The following is a 17,689-nucleotide window of genomic DNA, read 5'->3' on the forward strand; positions in this document are numbered from 1 at the left end:
AAAATCCAACGATAATAAAACAACTAGTAATTAATTATCGTTGGATTTTTTTTGTATAAAATGTCTTAAAGGAATGTTATGAGATAACACAATCATTGCCATCAGCATCGTTGCAATAAAAAAACTAGCAAGGCTTTCTTCAAGGAAGAGAAAGGAAACACAGCATGCTGCCAATGAAAGCAGACCAGGAACAGTGAAACTTCTATAAATAAGGTAAAAGAGAAGAAAAGCCGCTAAAATGATGAAGATAAAAATAGGCTGTATGGTAATCATTCCTCCTATAAAGGAAGAAATTCCTTTACCTCCTTTCCACTGAAAGAAAATTGGTTTGATATGTCCCGCGCAAGCGAATAATAATCCTAATAATAGAATACTAGTTGAGTAGCCCAAAAGCCTGCCAAGATAAACAATAAAAGCGCCTTTTAACGCATCGCCAAAAAAGGTGAAAATAAATGCTTTTTTTCCATATAGCCTTCCAGCATTTCTTGCACCAGCATTTCTGCTTCCTTCTTTTCGTATATCTTTATTGGCTAAAAACTTGCTTATTATGAAACCAAAAAGAATATTGCCAGTACAGTAAGCAAATAAAAAATAGAAAAATAAAATAATCTCACCCTCTTAAAAAACGAATACTTATCTATTATATACAATTAGACTAAAAATAGATGGGGTAATAAATGCTTCAAACAGGAAAATTGTTTTTTGATGGGAAAAATGATGCTAAAAAGGAGATAACTTTAATTGACAATCAGTAAGGGATATTGCGGCTGATTGCTGTCGAACTAATCCAGATTTTGTTGGAAAGAAAACATAAGGAGAGGGGATTAATGCCATTATTATGCGATGAAAATGCTATATTAACTAATAATTTAGTTAAATTAGCTATCATTGCTGACGAGATTTGTTGATTATTTACAATGACATATCCATTTATTCATTGTATCATGTTAGAAAAGTTAACGTTCAGAAAAGAGTTAATAATTTTTAATTTCTGAATATTGAGAATGTGGAGGTAGCTAATGAATCAACAAACTTTAGTAGCGAAGAAACAGCCTTTTTATAAGGGAATGTTTTTTCAGATAATGGTAGCGATTGTATTAGGGATTCTAATCGGTTATTTGTGGCCTAGCATTGGCACGATGCTTAAGCCAATAGGAGATGGATTTATTAAACTGATTAAAATGATTATTGCCCCATTAGTTTTTGGAGTAGTAGTTGTTGGGATTGCAAAAGTAGGCAATATAAAAACAGTAGGAAAAATAGGTGGTAAAACTTTATTGTACTTTGAAATAGTTACAACATTTGCCCTCGTTATTGGAATGGTAGTTGGAAATATCATGAATCCGGGCGTTGGGTTAAATATTGATCCTGCTACTTTAAGCACAAGCGATATAGAAGCGAAAACAAATGGTTCTCATCTTCCAAGTGAAGGAGAATTTATTTTAAACATAATCCCAGATAGTGCTGTAGGCGCATTTGCTAATAATTCCATGCTGCAAGTACTGCTAATCTCTTGTTTATTTGGAATTGCTTTAGTTCATATTGGCGGTCGAACTTCAGACCTATTAATAGATGTACTAGAAAATATAAATTCTGTTCTTTTTAAGATAATGGGTTATATTATGAAATTAACAGTATTGGCTACATTTAGTGCGATGGCAGTTGCGGTCAGCCAATATGGATTAAATACTTTAGCTTCTTTTGGTAAGCTATTTGTGGCAATGACAGCTGCATGTATTATCTTTTTGCTAGTCTTAGCAATAATCTTGCAAGTCTTTTGTAAATTGAGTTTATGGAAATTAATTTTGTTTATACGAGAAGAAATTATGCTTGCATTTGCTACAGGCTCTACAGAAGCGGTCATGCCTCAGTTGATGCACAAATTTGAAGAAGCTGGGTGCAATAAAGCAGTTGTTGGACTAGTAGTGCCGACTGGCTATTCCTTTAATTTAGATGGGGCATCCATTTACCTTTCTATCGCCCTTGTTTTTTTGGCTCAAGCAACAGGTGTTGACCTAACTTTAATGGATCAGCTTGTAATGCTGGGGATTTTATTATTAACTTCAAAAGGAATGGCAGGAATTCCAGGATCAGCCTTTGTAGCTTTGTCTGCAACTGCAGCAGCAACAGGCTCCATCTCAGTAGCGGCAGTTGCTTTAATGCTTGCACCAGATAGATTTATGGGGAACTTCCGTACAACTGTAAATATTATTGGGTATGCTGTTGCAGCATTTATTATCGCTCGTTGGGAAAACTTGCTGGATACAAAACGCGCTAAAGGAGTTTTAGGAGGGACGATTCAAATTTCTTCTGAACGAAGCAATCAAAGTAAGGAAGAGGTATTTTCATCAGCTGAATCTTATAGTAAAATTTAATGTAATAATCCTCTGAGCATTTTCCTCAGAGGATTATTGCATTTTTTTAATAGAAAATTTAGTTTTATACACTTAAAAGCGAATTGGAAGATACTGTTGACTTATCAGAATTGTAAGATTTCCTTATAATTTATTCTTGTGAAACAGCCTTTTTTAATTTATTATAAAAAGTAGATTATTAGTGGTTTAACTTGCTAAAGTATCGTTAACTCACTAAATAATGAAGAATTTTCAACCTGGGGGAGAAACAATGGCAACAACGAATCAGCTACAGAAAAAATTATTGCCTCGGCATATTAGTTTAATGGCAATGGGTGGAGCAATTGGCACGGGGATTTTTAAAGGGAGTGCAGAAACAGTCTCTTTGGCTGGACCTGGTGTAGTGGTCGCTTATATATTTGCTGGATTATTGCTGCTTGTCGTAATGGGGGCTATCGCAGAGATGGCAATGGTTTATCCGAATACTAATATGAAAGGTTTTGTGCGCAAAGCGTTCGGGCCCAGATTATCGTTTATTACAGGCTGGCTGTACTGTATTCTTTGGCTAGCAGTTTGTATCATAGAAGTCGTCGTTGCAGGAAGTTTTTTGCAGTATTGGCTGCCGTCGATTCCATTATGGATTTTAAGCTTAATATGCTCTATATTGCTTATTGCGATTAATATGATGAATGTAAAAAACTACGGGGAATTTGAATTTTGGTTTGCGGGAATAAAAATTGCCATGATTATTGTGTTTATTATTTTAGGTGCATGCATTTTATTTGGCATTATTCCAAGTGGACAAGCAAACTACTTGGAGAACTTTACGAGTCATGGGGGCTTTTTCCCAAACGGCTGGGCATCCATTTTTGCAGCATTATTGATTGTTATGTTTTCATATGGGGGATCTGAACTAATCGGTGTAACCGTAACAGAAGCCAAAGATGCAGAAAAAGTTTTGCCAAAAGTAATTAAAAGTTTTATATTCCGGATTATATTATTTTATACATTGCCGATTTTAATTATTTGTGGCTTAATACCATGGAATCAATTGACAAACGAATCTAGTCCTTTTGTTCAAGTATTGTCCATGACTGGCTTTCCTTTTGCAGATCATTTAATGAATTTTATTTTAGTCATAGCTGTATTGTCAGCAGCGAATTCAGGCATTTATGGCTGTACAAGAATGATGTATTCATTGGCTGATGAAGGGGAAGGGCCAAAAATATTTTCAAAAGTGTCCAAAAATGGCGTTCCTGTCCATAGTTTGCTTGTGATGGCAGTAGTGCTTGTTTTAGGATCAATGATTGCTCTTGTTGCCCAAGATCAAGTTTTTACTTTATTAATGGCATTTCCTGGATTTATCGTTTCTATTGTTTGGATCAGTCTTTGTTTAGCGCAAATAAAATTACGTAGAAGCTATCCTAGTAACCCTAGCTTTAAACTTTGGGGATATCCATATATTTCAGCATTTACAGCTGTCGTTTTAGGCGCTATTGCGATAACTTTTGTATTAAACGAAGCAAATCGCATCAGTATTATCGCTTGTTTATTTATTATAGCTGTATTAGCAATCATCTCTATATTTAAATTTAAAAAAGATATATAATATACCATCCATATGGCAAACTTCTGTTCTTAGAATAGGCGTTTGCCATATGTTTTTTAGAAAGGATATTATATTAAAATTAATTTTTAGCTTTGATAAAAAATAAATAGTAAATATACATTGATTCTACATAAGTTGGGAAAAAATTCTTTATTAAGAAGGGGTCTAGCTAAACAATGCAAATTTTGTAACATTCATGATGTTGACGTTTACATTTTTTGGCGGAAATAAAGAAGTTTTTCTCCTATAATTTAGATGTTTTCGATAAATTGGTTGTAAACTTTTTCAAACATAAAGTATAATAATGATAACTGATCAATGGTCGGCCTAACTCAACATAGGAGGAAACAAAAATTTATGAAAAATGAAAAAATAAAGCTGGTCGCCCTCGGAGGAGTAGGGGAGAACGGAAAAAATATGTTTGCTGTAGAAGTGGACGAAGACATATTTGTGATAGATGCCGGCTTAATGTATCCACAAAATGAAATGCTGGGAATTGATATTGTAGTTCCGGATATTACCTATTTAAAGCAAAATGCGGAAAAAGTTAAAGGTATCTTCTTAACACACGGACACGAAGACCACATTGGCGGTTTATCCTATTTTCTAAGAGAAATGGATGTCCCAGTTTATACGACGCGTTTAACGGCAGAATTCGCAAAAGAAAAAATGAAAGAACAAGATTTTAAAGGACAAGCACGGTTTGAAATAATTACATCAAAATCAGTACTGAAATTTCCATCAGCAACGGTATCTTTTTTTAAAACAAATCATAGCATTCCAGATAGTGTAGCAGTAGTCATTCATACGTCAGAAGGAGCTATTGTGTATACTGGCGATTTTAAATTTGACCAGACAGCGGCACCTCTTTATAAAGCAGAATATGGAGAAATGGCGAAAATTGGCGATAAAGGGGTACTTTGTTTATTATCAGAAAGCACAGATGCAGATAAACCAGGATATTCCGTTTCTGATGCAACCGTAACACAAGAACTATACCATGCATTTTTGCGTGCAAACGGCCGAGTTATTGCAGCAGTTTATGCAACAGATTTAAATAGAATTCAGCACATTTTTGATGCGGCTGCCAAAACAAAGCGCAAAGTGGCAATTATGGGAAAAAATTTGCAGCGTATATTAAATATCGCATTAAGAAATAATTATTTGCTAGTGGAAGAAGATGTACTTGTTTCACTAAATGAAGTGCAGTCTTATTCCAAGAATGAAATCATCATTTTAACAACAGGCGCAAAAGGTGAACCGGTTGAAGCGCTGCAAAAGATGGCAAAAAAACATCATAAACAAGTAACAATTGGTGAAGGAGATACAATTCTTTTTTCTGCATCACCGACTCTTGGCAGTGAAGTTTTTGTCGGAAAAACGATTGATATGCTGTATCGCGCTGGTGCAAAGGTTATTTCAGGTAATAAATTATTTAATAGTTCCAATCATGGCAGCCAAGAAGAATTAAAATTTATGATTAATGTAATGAAGCCAAAGTATTTTCTTCCAATACATGGGGAGTACCGATTATTGCATGTTCATGCAAAAATTGCGGAGGAATGTGGCGTTAATCGTAAAAATATTTCTATTCCTGAAATTGGGGAAGTAATCGAATGGAAAGATGGAAAGTTCCGCAATGGAGGGAAAATTCCTGCAGGAAATCTATTGATTGATGGAAGCGGAATCGGCGATGTTGGAAATATTGTGCTCAGAGATCGAAAACTTCTTTCACAAGATGGCATTTTAACAGTTGTTGTTACTTTAAATAAAGCAGAAAGAAAGATATCTGCAGGGCCTGAAATTATTACAAGAGGTTTTGTATATGTAAGAGAATCTGAACAGCTTTTAGAGGAAGCAGCGATTCGTGTCAAAGACATTGTTGAAAAAAGCATTAGTAAGGAAAGTTTTGATTGGACAGGCATTAAACAAGATATTCGTGATGCATTGAATCAGTTTTTATATGAAAAAACAAAACGAAGACCGATGATTCTTCCAATTATTATGGAAGTGAAACCTGTACGAAATAGATAAAAGAAGCTGTTTTGGCAAGTGCATTTGCTTGCTGAAACAGTTCTTTTTATTTTATCCTGAATAGCCGAGAAGAACTCATCTTTCAGGAATGGAAATGGCATAGCTCAATGAGTTAGGTGGGGATAAATCGCCTTTTGAAAAGAGGGAATTGTCCAGCTTAACTGTTCGACTGGCTGCATGATAAAAATTGCCACTGATTGAAGTTTCACTTTATTTCCTGTTTGGCTCGCATGAAATTGCCACTCTCGCTTCATACTACATATATATTGTGCAAGGAAGGGAGAATTTATTGTGACAGATAATACGGAAAGAAATAATACAGATGAACAGCCAAAGGAAGATAAGCCATCTAGTTTAATGGAAAAAATACAGCAGCTGGGTCAAACGAATGTTCCACAAATGGCTCAAGATTCAAAAATTCATTGTTTAACAATAGTTGGTCAAATTGAGGGGCATTTGCAGCTTCCCCCACAAAATAAAACGACTAAATACGAACATCTTATTCCACAAATTGTGGCAATCGAACAGAACCCAAAAATAGAAGGGGTGCTTGTTATTTTAAATACTGTGGGAGGCGATGTAGAGGCAGGTTTAGCAATATCGGAAATGCTTGCATCTCTTTCTAAACCAACCGTTTCTTTAGTGCTTGGAGGAGGTCATTCAATAGGTGTGCCAATTGCGGTTTCATGCGATTATTCTTTTATTGCAGAAACAGCAACAATGACGATACATCCGATTCGATTAACAGGACTTGTAATTGGTGTGCCCCAAACATTTGAATATTTGGATAAAATGCAAGAAAGAGTAGTGAATTTTGTCACGAAGCACAGCAAAATCAGCGAAGAAGAATTTAAAGATTTAATGTTTGCAAAAGGAAATTTAACAAGAGATATTGGCACAAATGTAATTGGCGTTGATGCAGTCAAATCAGGACTTATTGACGGGGTTGGCGGTGTTGGGGAAGCAATGACAAAGCTGAATGAACTGATTGATCTGCAAAAAGAAAAGAATGAAGGCTTGGTACAATGATCATGTATACGATGATGCCGGAAGAATTAATATTTCCAATCCATCAAGATATCTATGAAAAACAGCGGGTAATCAATTATAATGGCATACCTTTGCTTGTAGAATTAAATCAACCACATCAATATGAAGTGATTCGGATTTTAAGTACAGATCCTAATCATTATTTACATTCTCCCATTCAACCTGGGACAAAGCTGAATGTAAATGAATCTTTCATTTTTTAATTATGTTATAATATAATTAGAAAGTGAAATAAGCAGAATAAGAAATAATAAAAAAGAGCAGCCAACAGGTAAGGCTGCTCTCCGTGTTTCTTCAAACAGGAAATTCTGAGCCGATTATTTTTTTGAAAACAAAGGATTATGGCTGCTGTATGGATAAATATACAAGGATAGTTTCCTTGAATGAAGAAAAAATGAAATCTAACATTATTAGGTGATAATATGGCTAAAAGGAAAAAAAGAAAAACAAAAAGGAAAAAACAGCTAAAGCAAACTTTGCAATATGAATTGGCTGCATTAGTGGTGATAACACTTGCGATTATCTCTATTCTTCAGTTGGGGGCTGTTGGAAAAACAATTGTGGAGTTTTTTCGGTTTTTTACAGGGGAATGGTACATGCTTTGTTTGCTTGGAATGATTGTATATGGCGGGTATTTAATGTGGAAGCGGGAGAAACCGTTTCTTTGGAGCACAAAATTAAATGGAATCTACTTGATAGTAGCGGCTTTTTTGCTGTTAAGTCATGTTACTCTTTTTAATATGCTGTCAAGCCAAGGTAGATTTGAAAATCCAAGTGTCATTTATAATACATGGCAAATATTTTGGATGGAAGTAAATAAAGAGTCAAGTACGGTAGATCTTGGAGGCGGCATGATTGGCGCCGTGTTATTTGCACTATTTCATTATTTATTTGATACAGCAGGAACAAAGATGATTAGTTTTATTGTCATCATTATTGGAGGCATGCTTTTAACTGGAAAAACATTAAGTGGTGCTTTTCGCAAGGTGATGCTTTCCATTTGGGAGTTTTTGCTTGGGCAGTGGACAGCCTTTAAAGAAGATATAACAGAATGGAAGGAAAAGAGCAAAGAAAAGAAACGAGCAAAAAAAGAAGAAAAACAGGCGCAAAAAGAACGTCGCAGACAAGAGGCACAAAAAGAGCAGGACCCGCAGCAACCGCAAGAACATGCGCCGTTGATTGTTAATCCGCCGCAAGAAAAGCAAGAAGAACCATACATACCAGAACCGGTTATATCGACATTTGCAGAAAATGCTTATCCAAACGGGGAAGAAACTGTAGAAAAATCAGCAACCCAGGAACCAGAAGAAGAGCAGAGTGTACCAATTACTTTTACAGAAGTAGAAAATACAGATTATGAATTGCCGTCTTTAAAACTATTAAAACTTCCACGGAAAACAGATCAAAGTGGGGAATATGAGCTCATTCACGCAAATGCTGCAAAACTTGAGCGGACATTTCAAAGTTTTGGCGTAAAGGCAAGAGTGACAGAAGTTCATCTAGGGCCTGCTGTAACAAAATATGAAGTCCATCCAGATGTTGGGGTAAAGGTCAGCAAAATTGTTAACTTAAGTGATGACTTAGCTTTAGCATTAGCGGCAAAAGATATACGTATTGAAGCGCCAATTCCGGGCAAATCGGCAATTGGAATTGAAGTGCCGAATTCTGAAGTGGCAATGGTTGGTTTAAGAGAAGTGCTAGAAGCGAACAAAGACGATAAACGGGATGCAAAACTCTTAATTGCATTTGGAAGAGATATTACGGGACATGCTGTATCAGCAGAATTGAATAAGATGCCTCATTTGCTAGTAGCTGGTGCCACTGGAAGCGGGAAAAGTGTCTGCATTAACGGAATTATTACAAGTATATTAATGCGGGCGAAACCACATGAAGTAAAATTAATGATGATTGACCCCAAAATGGTAGAGCTGAATGTGTATAACGGCATTCCCCATCTGCTGGCACCTGTTGTAACAAATCCGAAAAAAGCATCACAGGCGCTGCAAAAAGTAGTAAGTGAAATGGAAAGAAGATATGAATTATTTTCCCATACAGGCACAAGAAACATTGAAGGGTATAATGATTATATTAAACGATATAATGCAGATGAAAATGAGAAACAGCCATTGCTTCCTTATATTGTAGTAATTGTGGATGAGTTGGCTGATTTAATGATGGTAGCTTCTTCTGATGTAGAGGATGCTATTACAAGGCTTGCACAAATGGCTCGTGCTGCTGGCATCCATTTAATTATTGCGACACAAAGGCCATCTGTTGATGTTATTACAGGTGTCATTAAAGCAAACATTCCATCTCGAATTGCTTTTGCCGTTTCTTCTCAAACTGACTCTCGAACAATTTTGGATATGGGGGGTGCAGAGAAATTGCTGGGAAGAGGAGACATGCTCTTTTTCCCGTATGGTGCAAGCAAACCAGTCAGAGTTCAAGGTGCTTTTCTTTCAGATGAAGAAGTGGAAGAAGTGGTAGAATTTGTTATCTCTCAGCAGAAAGCCCAGTATCAAGAAGAAATGATTCCAGATGAAGTTGTAGAGAAAAAAGGTGCAGTGGAAGATGAGCTGTATGATGAAGCCGTAGAATTGATTATAGAAATGCAGACAGCTTCTGTAAGTATGCTGCAAAGAAGATTCCGCATCGGCTATACAAGGGCAGCGAGATTAATTGATGAAATGGAAGCACGAGGAGTAGTCGGTCCGTATGAAGGAAGCAAACCAAGAACAGTTCTTGTTTCTAAACAGTCTGAAGAGATTTTATAGAAATTCGTATTCCGAAGTAGGTTATACTAATTGATTTTCCTATTTGTATATATAGATGAAACAGCTTGTATACCAAGAGATTTTATAGGGAATTGTTGGTTTTTATTGGAAAAATAAAAAGAAAATAGCCTGATTAAATGGTAGAAATAAACAATAATTAGTGTAGACTTGTCTAGTTATTTGTTTATTTCTATTTTTTTAATTAAATTCTTAAAACTCTATTTATTTATGTTAGAAAAAGTGTTATAGTATTTTCGATTAGTAGGAATGATTGAACATCAGAGGTCTGATGTCTTAGAAATTTTATTTGGGGGATGCAAAGCATGCTTATCAAGTCTGATAGTCGACATTTATATTTGCAAGTTGTTGATCGCTTAAAAAGTGATATTGAGAAGGGAATATATAAAGAAAAAGAAAAGTTCCCATCTGAATTTGAACTGGCAAAGAGATTAGGTGTAAGCAGAGCAACACTTCGAGAGGCGCTGCGTACGTTAGAAGAAGAAAATGTCATTATCCGCAGGCATGGTGTTGGTACATTTGTCAATTGCAAACCGATGTTTAAGTCGGGGATTGAGCAATTAAACAGTGTAACAAATATGATTCGCAATGCTGGCATGAATCCGGGAACAATTTTTTTAAGCTCATATACTCAATGTTCGACTGATGAAGATAGCCGCCGATTTACCGCACAAGGGGAAGAGGAATTTCTGGTAATTGAACGTGTTCGAACAGCAAATGGCGAACCAGTTGTCTATTGCATAGATAAACTGCCGACAAGGATTTTGCCTGAACATCTTTCCTATGAAAAGGAATCGATTTTTCAGCTGATAGAAACAGAAGCAAGCATTAACATTACATACGCTGTTGCAGAAATTGAACCAATTGGTTATCATGAAAAAATTTCTCCTGTGTTACAGTGCGAACCAGAAACTGCATTGCTTGTATTAAAGCAAATGCACTATGATGAAAAGGACGAGCCTATTCTTTATTCGGTTAATTACTTTAGAGCTGATAAATTCAGTTTTCAAGTATTAAGAAAACGAATTTATTCTTAAAGCTTGGAAAGACTAATTGTAATGCATTCTCACTTTTTAAACACAATACAAAATATTAGGGGGTACAAACCTTGAAAAAGCGTAAATTTGGTTTGGCGCTGTCTCTAGTGCTTGCTGCTGGGACTGTTTTAGGGGCTTGTGGTAAAAGCGATGATAAGGATAATGCATCAGACAATAAAGATGCATTTAAAGTTGCGATGGTAACAGATGTTGGTGGAGTAGATGATAAATCTTTTAACCAATCTGCATGGGAAGGCTTGCAAGCTTTTGGTAAAACAAATGGCTTAGAAAAAGGCAATGGCATTGATTATTTGCAATCACAATCAGATTCTGATTATGCAACAAACCTAAACAGCTTAGTACGTCAAAAAAATAACCTAGTATTTGGAATTGGATTTATGATGCAAGCTGCAGTGCAAGAAATTGCAGAACAGCAAACAGATGCACATTTTGCGATTGTTGACTCTGTAATTGACTTGCCGAACGTTGCAAGCATTACATTTAAAGAACAAGAAGCTTCTTTCTTAGCTGGTGTTGCTGCTGGTAAAGCAACAAAATCAAATAAAATTGGTTTCATTGGCGGTGTTGAAGGGGAAGTTATTGATCGTTTTGAAGCTGGATTTGTTGATGGTGTAAAAGCTGCAAATCCAAAAGCGAAAGTAGATGTACAATATGCTGGCGCTTTTGATAAACCGGAAATCGGGAAAACAATTGCAAGCAAAATGTATTCTTCAGGCGCTGATATAGTATTCCATGCTGCTGGTGGCACTGGTGCTGGTTTATTTACAGAAGCTCGTGAATTAAAAGAGAAAAATTCAGATAAATATATTTGGGCAATTGGGGTTGACTCTGATCAAACTAATGAAGGTGTTGTTGGGGAGCACAATATCGTATTAACATCTGCTTTAAAAGGTGTTTCTACAGCAGTGCAAGACGTTTCTAATAAAGCAAAAGATGGTAAATTCCCTGGCGGAGAATCACTTGTTTATGGTTTAGCAGAAGATGGTGTTGGCCTTGCTGAAATAAATGAAGAAGTAGGAAACAAAGCAGATATCGATGCTGCTGTTGAAGAATGGACAGCTAAAATTAAAAACGGTGATTACACTGTTCCTGATAAACCTGCTAAGTAATGATTAGCTAAAAATTTTTGACAGGAATAAGTGTTTTGCTCTGCAAACACTTATTCCTTTTTTATCGCTTCAATGATAATCAGCTTAAGAGATTGTCGAAATATTTGCATTGCTTTTTGATTTCTTTGTTAAAATTTTATCTAAAGAATAGAAGCTTCCTTCTATTTTTTATAAAAAATTTTATCCTGGTAAAATTATAGTAAGATAAGAAAATACATATGAAACAGCTTTTGGCAGTTTTTATCAATAGATTTTTCTAACTGCATTGATTTTGCCATTTTATTAGCTGGAAAATTTTTGGCTAATTTTTATGTTTTCCGTACAACAAAAGGAGTGAAACCAATGGAATATGTAATTGAGATGTTAAATATTCGCAAAGAATTTCCTGGTATCGTCGCTAATGACAATATTACACTTCAAGTGAAAAAAGGAGAAATCCATGCATTGCTTGGAGAAAATGGTGCAGGAAAATCGACATTAATGAACGTGCTCTTCGGTTTGTATCAGCCGGAAAAGGGAGAGATTCGCGCTAGAGGGAAAAAAGTGGAGATTTCCAATCCCAATATCGCAAATGATTTAGGAATTGGAATGGTCCATCAGCATTTCATGTTGATTGATACATTTACTGTTACTGAAAATATTATTTTAGGAAAAGAAACGGTAAAAAAAGGTAAAATCGATTTGAAAAAAGCAGAAAAAGAAGTGCGGGAAATTTCAGAAAAATATGGACTTGCCGTTGACCCAAAAGCTAAAATTGCTGATATTTCGGTTGGCATGCAGCAAAGGGTGGAAATTTTAAAAACACTATACCGCGGGGCGGAAATCTTAATTTTTGATGAACCGACAGCAGTATTAACTCCTCAGGAAATAACGGAATTGATTGCTATTTTCCGAACCCTTATTAAAGAAGGAAAAAGCATCATTTTAATTACACATAAATTAAAAGAAATTATGGAAGTGTGCGACCGTGTTACGGTTATTAGAAAAGGAGTAGGAATTGGCACATATGATGTAAGTGGAACAAACCCCAATGAACTTGCCAATTTGATGGTCGGAAGAGAGGTTACTTTTAAAACGGATAAAAAAACAGCTGCACCGAAAGAGACAGTGCTGTCTATCAAAGACCTTAATGTAAAAGATTCACGAGGAATCAATGTGGTGAAATCTCTTAATCTGGATATAAAATCAGGCGAAATTGTTGGGATTGCCGGGGTAGATGGAAATGGACAATCTGAACTGATTGAAGCTATTACTGGACTAATTAAAAAAGATTCTGGAAGCATTGAATTAAATGGAAAAGAAATAAGTATGCTGACGCCTCGCAAAATAACCGAAAGCGGGTTGGGCCATATTCCCCAAGACCGTCATAAACATGGATTGGTGCTGGATTTTTCTATTGGCCGGAATATTGTTCTGCAAAACTATTACCAAAAACCATATTCTAATAATGGCATTTTAAATGATAAGGAAATGGATAGGCAGGCAAAAAAAATCATTGAAGAATTTGATGTGCGAACACCAAGCATGCACACACCGGCTCGAGCGCTTTCTGGAGGAAATCAGCAGAAAGCGATTATTGGAAGAGAAGTAGACCGCAATCCTGATTTATTGATTGCCGCACAGCCGACTCGGGGTTTGGATGTCGGCGCAATTGAATTTATTCATAAACGTTTGATTGAACAGCGTGATAACGGCAAAGCTGTTTTGCTTATTTCTTTCGAATTGGATGAAATATTAAATGTAAGTGACCGCATTGCTGTTATTTTTGATGGTCAAATTATTGCTACAGTAAATCCAAAAGAAACAACAGAGCAAGAATTAGGTCTATTAATGGCTGGATCCAATGATAAAAAAGTAGGTGTGGAGAAGAATGTCTAATACATTAAAGAAAATAAGCATTCCTGTAATAGCTGTATTGCTTGGCGTGATTGTTGGAACGATTATTATGCTTGTTACAGGGTACAGTCCCGTTGATGCATATGTGGCATTATGGAACGGCGCATTTGGAGAGGTATATTTTACAGGGGAAGTTGTTCGCCAAGTAACACCTCTGATTTTAGCAGGTTTAGCTGTAGCGTTTGCTTTCCGTACAGGATTATTTAATATCGGGGTAGAGGGGCAATTGATTGTTGGCTGGACAGCAGCCGTTTGGGTTGGAGTAGCATTTGACTTGCCAAAATTTATTCATCTGCCTCTTGCTGTTCTTGCAGCAGCAGCGGCTGGTGCATTATGGGCATTTGTTCCCGGGTTTTTAAAGGCGCGTTTTCGTGTACATGAAGTAATTGTCAGCATTATGATGAACTATGTTGCTTTGCATGTAACAAACTACATGATTCGCAATGTAATAACTGATAAGGCGGACCGAACAGAAAATGTTTTTCCTTCTGCAACACTGCGTTCAGACTTTTTAGCAAGCATTACGGACCATTCCCGTTTGCACTGGGGAATTTTAATTGCCCTCTTATGTGTTGCTATTATGTGGTTTATTTTGGAAAAAACTACAAAAGGATATGAGTTAAAAGCAGTTGGCTTTAACCAGCAGGCCTCACAATATGCAGGAATGAATGTAAACCGCAATATTATTCTTTCTATGGTTATTTCTGGTGTATTTGCAGGTCTTGCAGGCGCGATGGAAGGATTGGGCACATTTGAATATGCTAGTATTAAAGGCGGATTTACAGGAGTAGGTTTTGATGGAATTGCTGTAGCCCTTCTTGGCGCAAATGGACCAATTGGCATTATTTTAGCGTCTATCTTATTTGGATTTTTAAAAGTGGGAGCATTAAATATGCCTCTTGAAGCGGGTGTTCCAAATGAAATGGTAGATATTATCATTGCTTTAATTGTTTTCTTTGTAGCATCAAGTTATATGATTCGCTTATTTTTGGAGAAAATAAGCAAAAATAAAAGTAAAAAGGGGGAGAAGTAAGTGGGATTAATGGATGTTTTGTTAATTGTCATTCCTTCTTCACTATTATGGGCTGCACCGCTTATTTTCACCGCACTTGGCGGGAACTTTTCAGAAAGAGCTGGGGTTGTTAATATTGGATTAGAAGGTTTAATGCTAATGGGGGCATTTTCTTCCATTGTATTTAATCTAACATTTGCCGATAGTCTGGGGGCGTGGACGCCTTGGATTGCTTTATTGTTTGCGATGGTTATTGGCGCATTATTTTCTTTGCTGCATGCTGTAGCATCGATTACATTCCGTGCTGACCAAACGGTTTCCGGTGTAGCCATCAACTTGCTTGCTGCAGGCCTTGCCATGTTTTTAGTCAAATTGATTTATGGAAAAGGACAAACGGATACGATTCAATACAGTTTTAAAAAGGTGGATATTCCTGTGCTGAAAGATATTCCAGTCATTGGGGAGCTATTTTTTACAAACACATATTGGACTTCTTATTTAGCAATTATTGTTGCTGTCATCGCTTGGTTTGTAATGTATAAAACGCCATTTGGTCTCCGTCTTCGTTCTGTTGGGGAACATCCGATGGCTGCTGACACAATGGGGATTAATGTAACGAAAATGCGCTATATTGGAGTTATTCTGTCAGGGGCATTTGGCGGAATTGGCGGTGCTGTATTTGCACAATCCATTACAAATGATTTCACTCATGCAACGATTAGCGGACAAGGCTTTATGGCACTTGCTGCATTGATATTTGGTAAATGGAATCCACTTGGTGCGATGGGAGCTGCATTATTTTTTGGTTTTGCACAAAGTTTAAGTATTGTGGGAAGCAGCTTTCCATTCCTTGAAAATGTGCCAAATGTATACTTATTGATTGCACCATATGTACTAACGATTATTGCGTTAACAGGATTTATCGGCCGTGCTGAAGCGCCGAAAGCATCTGGTGTTCCTTATATTAAAGGAAGCAGATAATTTTTTGTTTTATTTGGAAAGAGCCATCCAATGGCCGATTTTGATGTGACCCCTAAAAGTTAGAGTTTTATATTAAGCCGTTAATTGGCTGGTATGCAGGCGGTATTGAACCGGACTCATACCAGTCAATTTTTGTTTAATACGCTTGTTATTATAGTAATCTATATAGGTTTCCATTTTCTTCTCTAACTCGTTAAACGTGCATCGTGCTTCTCCATAATACATTTCTTGTTTTAATAAACCAAAAAAGTTTTCCATGGGAGAGTTATCTAGACAGTTCCCTTTTCGAGACATGCTTTGGAACACCTTATGCTTTTTAAGAGTCTTTACCCATTTACTATGTTGATAATGCCAGCCTTGATCCGAATGAATGGTCGCTCTGTATTTAGAATCCTTAATGATTTCTAGAGTTTCTTTGAGTGGTTGGAGGACTAACTCTAACGTAGGTCTTGTACTAATCCCATACGAAAGAATCTCCCCGTTAAATAGATCCATTATAGGATTTAGATATAATTTCACATCGTCTACACACTTAAATTCTGTTATATCTGTTGTTAATTTTTGATGGCATCTATCGGTATAAAAACGGCGATGGATACGGTTTTTAGCCGTCTTTCCGACCTGACCTTTGTAAGAGCTGTATGTACGTGATTTCCTTCTGAACTTATTTCCTTTCAGTCCTCGTTTGTTCATGATGTGCTGAACTTTCTTATGATTAACTTTGTATCCTCGGTTTCTTAATTCTAAATGGACACGACGGTACCCATAATTTCCTTGATTTTCATCAAAGATGGATTGAATACATTCTTCTAGCTTCTGATTGGGGTTTTCTTTCCGAATCTGTTTGATATGATAATGATACGAAGATTCAGGAATTCCCACTACTTGTAGAATATCCTTTAATCGGAACGTTTCTCTGAGTTCGAATGATAGCGCTGCTTGTGCTTTTCGAGATACCCTTCCGGATTCATCTGAAAAGCTCGCAACTTTTTTAAGTATTCTATCTCCAAACGAAGAAGTTCATTTTCTCTCTCCAACATCTGTTCTCTCGTCATTTCCTTTTCTTTTCCCGATTTGTTCTTTTTGTTTTTAGCCTTTTCAGACATGGGCGGCCGTCCTTTCGGTTGACTCAGAGCTTCAGCACCACCTTCTAAGAAAGCTTTCTTCCATGAAGCAATTATAGGTGGATTGACTAATCCAAAATGAAGGGCTGTATCCGTCTCTGAAGAACCTGTGCTTTTCATAAATCTTAATACATCCAGCTTAAATTGAACAGGATAAGATTCCTGATGGACTTTTCTCTTTAGTCCAGCCTCTCCGTATTTTTGGTATACTTTCACCCATCTTTCAATTTGCGCTTTAGCCTTTACACCATATTTTTGGGCAAGGAGTCTATATCCTAACTTTCCTTCCAGATACTCTTTTACAACCATTATTTTAAAGTTTTGACTATATTTAGACATAAATAAACACCCCAAAAGTTAGATTTTTCACTCTAACTTTTGGGGTGCAGTACATTTATCGGCTAGTGGATGGCTCTTTTTTGTATTACTGGGGAATAGGTTGATTGAAAATGTGCCTAGTTTTTTATAAATTCCGCAAAAGAGAACGGGCGGGAGCATGCCTAACACTTTAGAGTGCTGCTTTTTACTCTTTTTTCCTTAATTTTCTTCTAATTCATCCCTATAACTTGAAAATGACAGAGCAAGACCGTTATAGTTAGAATATCATCAAAAATAGAGAGAATACTATCTAGTAGGATTTTCACCTTGTGCAAAAATAGATTATTATAAA

General features: G+C 36.4%; 14 protein-coding genes. 11 read left to right on the plus strand and 3 right to left on the minus strand.

Features of this window, described 5'->3' with window-relative positions:
- Positions 1-30 precede the first annotated feature (30 nt).
- The gene (locus NCCP28_RS23775) at positions 31-609 is read right to left on the minus strand and encodes a glycerol-3-phosphate acyltransferase (protein ID WP_375709398.1); all 579 of its coding nucleotides are present in this window, start codon (positions 607-609) and stop codon (positions 31-33) included.
- A gap of 410 nt (positions 610-1,019) precedes the next feature.
- On the opposite strand from NCCP28_RS23775, the gene NCCP28_RS09545 reads away from it, so the two are divergent.
- From NCCP28_RS09545 to NCCP28_RS09595, 11 genes are all read left to right on the plus strand, one after another.
- Positions 1,020-2,375 carry a cation:dicarboxylate symporter family transporter gene (locus NCCP28_RS09545; protein ID WP_248561192.1) on the plus strand — a complete coding sequence of 452 codons (1,356 nt, stop codon included), beginning with the start codon at positions 1,020-1,022 and terminating at the stop codon, positions 2,373-2,375.
- A gap of 250 nt (positions 2,376-2,625) precedes the next feature.
- The gene (locus NCCP28_RS09550) at positions 2,626-3,963 is read left to right on the plus strand and encodes an amino acid permease (protein ID WP_248561193.1); all 1,338 of its coding nucleotides are present in this window, start codon (positions 2,626-2,628) and stop codon (positions 3,961-3,963) included.
- Between the two features lie 357 nt (positions 3,964-4,320).
- Positions 4,321-5,997: a ribonuclease J gene (locus tag NCCP28_RS09555; protein ID WP_248561194.1), complete on the plus strand. Its 1,677-nt coding sequence runs from the start codon at positions 4,321-4,323 to the stop codon at positions 5,995-5,997.
- A gap of 291 nt (positions 5,998-6,288) precedes the next feature.
- Complete coding sequence (locus NCCP28_RS09560) at positions 6,289-7,026, plus strand: ClpP family protease (RefSeq protein WP_248561195.1); 738 nt, start codon at positions 6,289-6,291, stop codon at positions 7,024-7,026.
- Complete coding sequence (locus tag NCCP28_RS09565) at positions 7,023-7,250, plus strand: YlzJ-like family protein (protein ID WP_248561196.1); 228 nt, start codon at positions 7,023-7,025, stop codon at positions 7,248-7,250. The genes NCCP28_RS09560 and NCCP28_RS09565 overlap by 4 nt, the downstream gene beginning before the upstream one ends.
- Before the next feature lie 219 nt (positions 7,251-7,469).
- Positions 7,470-9,821, plus strand: coding sequence for a DNA translocase FtsK (locus tag NCCP28_RS09570; RefSeq protein ID WP_248561197.1), 2,352 nt, complete (start codon positions 7,470-7,472; stop codon positions 9,819-9,821).
- A 323-nt stretch (positions 9,822-10,144) separates the two neighbouring features.
- Positions 10,145-10,876 carry a GntR family transcriptional regulator gene (locus NCCP28_RS09575; protein ID WP_248561198.1) on the plus strand — a complete coding sequence of 244 codons (732 nt, stop codon included), beginning with the start codon at positions 10,145-10,147 and terminating at the stop codon, positions 10,874-10,876.
- A gap of 71 nt (positions 10,877-10,947) precedes the next feature.
- Positions 10,948-12,006: a BMP family lipoprotein gene (locus NCCP28_RS09580; protein WP_248561199.1), complete on the plus strand. Its 1,059-nt coding sequence runs from the start codon at positions 10,948-10,950 to the stop codon at positions 12,004-12,006.
- Between the two features lie 342 nt (positions 12,007-12,348).
- Positions 12,349-13,884 carry an ABC transporter ATP-binding protein gene (locus tag NCCP28_RS09585; RefSeq protein ID WP_248561200.1) on the plus strand — a complete coding sequence of 512 codons (1,536 nt, stop codon included), beginning with the start codon at positions 12,349-12,351 and terminating at the stop codon, positions 13,882-13,884.
- A complete protein-coding gene (locus NCCP28_RS09590; protein ID WP_248561201.1) occupies positions 13,877-14,935 on the plus strand; it encodes an ABC transporter permease in 1,059 nt (352 codons plus the stop codon). The genes NCCP28_RS09585 and NCCP28_RS09590 overlap by 8 nt, the downstream gene beginning before the upstream one ends.
- A complete protein-coding gene (locus tag NCCP28_RS09595) occupies positions 14,936-15,895 on the plus strand; it encodes an ABC transporter permease (protein WP_248561202.1) in 960 nt (319 codons plus the stop codon).
- Between the two features lie 72 nt (positions 15,896-15,967).
- Here NCCP28_RS09595 and NCCP28_RS09600 read toward each other — a convergent pair whose 3' ends face one another.
- Complete coding sequence (locus tag NCCP28_RS09600) at positions 15,968-16,894, minus strand: IS3 family transposase (protein WP_248561759.1); 927 nt, start codon at positions 16,892-16,894, stop codon at positions 15,968-15,970.
- On the minus strand, positions 16,795-17,358 hold the full coding sequence (locus NCCP28_RS09605; RefSeq protein ID WP_248561203.1) for a helix-turn-helix domain-containing protein: 564 nt from the start codon (positions 17,356-17,358) through the stop codon (positions 16,795-16,797). The genes NCCP28_RS09600 and NCCP28_RS09605 overlap by 100 nt, the downstream gene beginning before the upstream one ends.
- Positions 17,359-17,689 lie beyond the last annotated feature (331 nt).

It is taken from the genome of Niallia sp. NCCP-28 (assembly GCF_023168165.1).
Lineage (GTDB): Bacteria > Bacillota > Bacilli > Bacillales > Cytobacillaceae > Niallia.

Excerpts from the sequence above, each read along its gene's own strand:
- NCCP28_RS09545 (WP_248561192.1), top strand. The coding sequence starts at position 1,020 with ATGAATCAACAAACTTTAGTAGCGAAGAAACAGCCTTTTTATAAGGGA.
- NCCP28_RS09550 (WP_248561193.1), top strand. The coding sequence starts at position 2,626 with ATGGCAACAACGAATCAGCTACAGAAAAAATTATTGCCTCGGCATATT.
- NCCP28_RS09555 (WP_248561194.1), top strand. The coding sequence starts at position 4,321 with ATGAAAAATGAAAAAATAAAGCTGGTCGCCCTCGGAGGAGTAGGGGAG.
- NCCP28_RS09565 (WP_248561196.1), top strand. The coding sequence starts at position 7,023 with ATGATCATGTATACGATGATGCCGGAAGAATTAATATTTCCAATCCAT.
- NCCP28_RS09570 (WP_248561197.1), top strand. The coding sequence starts at position 7,470 with ATGGCTAAAAGGAAAAAAAGAAAAACAAAAAGGAAAAAACAGCTAAAG.
- NCCP28_RS09575 (WP_248561198.1), top strand. The coding sequence starts at position 10,145 with ATGCTTATCAAGTCTGATAGTCGACATTTATATTTGCAAGTTGTTGAT.
- NCCP28_RS09585 (WP_248561200.1), top strand. The coding sequence starts at position 12,349 with ATGGAATATGTAATTGAGATGTTAAATATTCGCAAAGAATTTCCTGGT.
- NCCP28_RS09590 (WP_248561201.1), top strand. The coding sequence starts at position 13,877 with ATGTCTAATACATTAAAGAAAATAAGCATTCCTGTAATAGCTGTATTG.
- NCCP28_RS09605 (WP_248561203.1), bottom strand. The coding sequence starts at position 17,358 with ATGTCTAAATATAGTCAAAACTTTAAAATAATGGTTGTAAAAGAGTAT.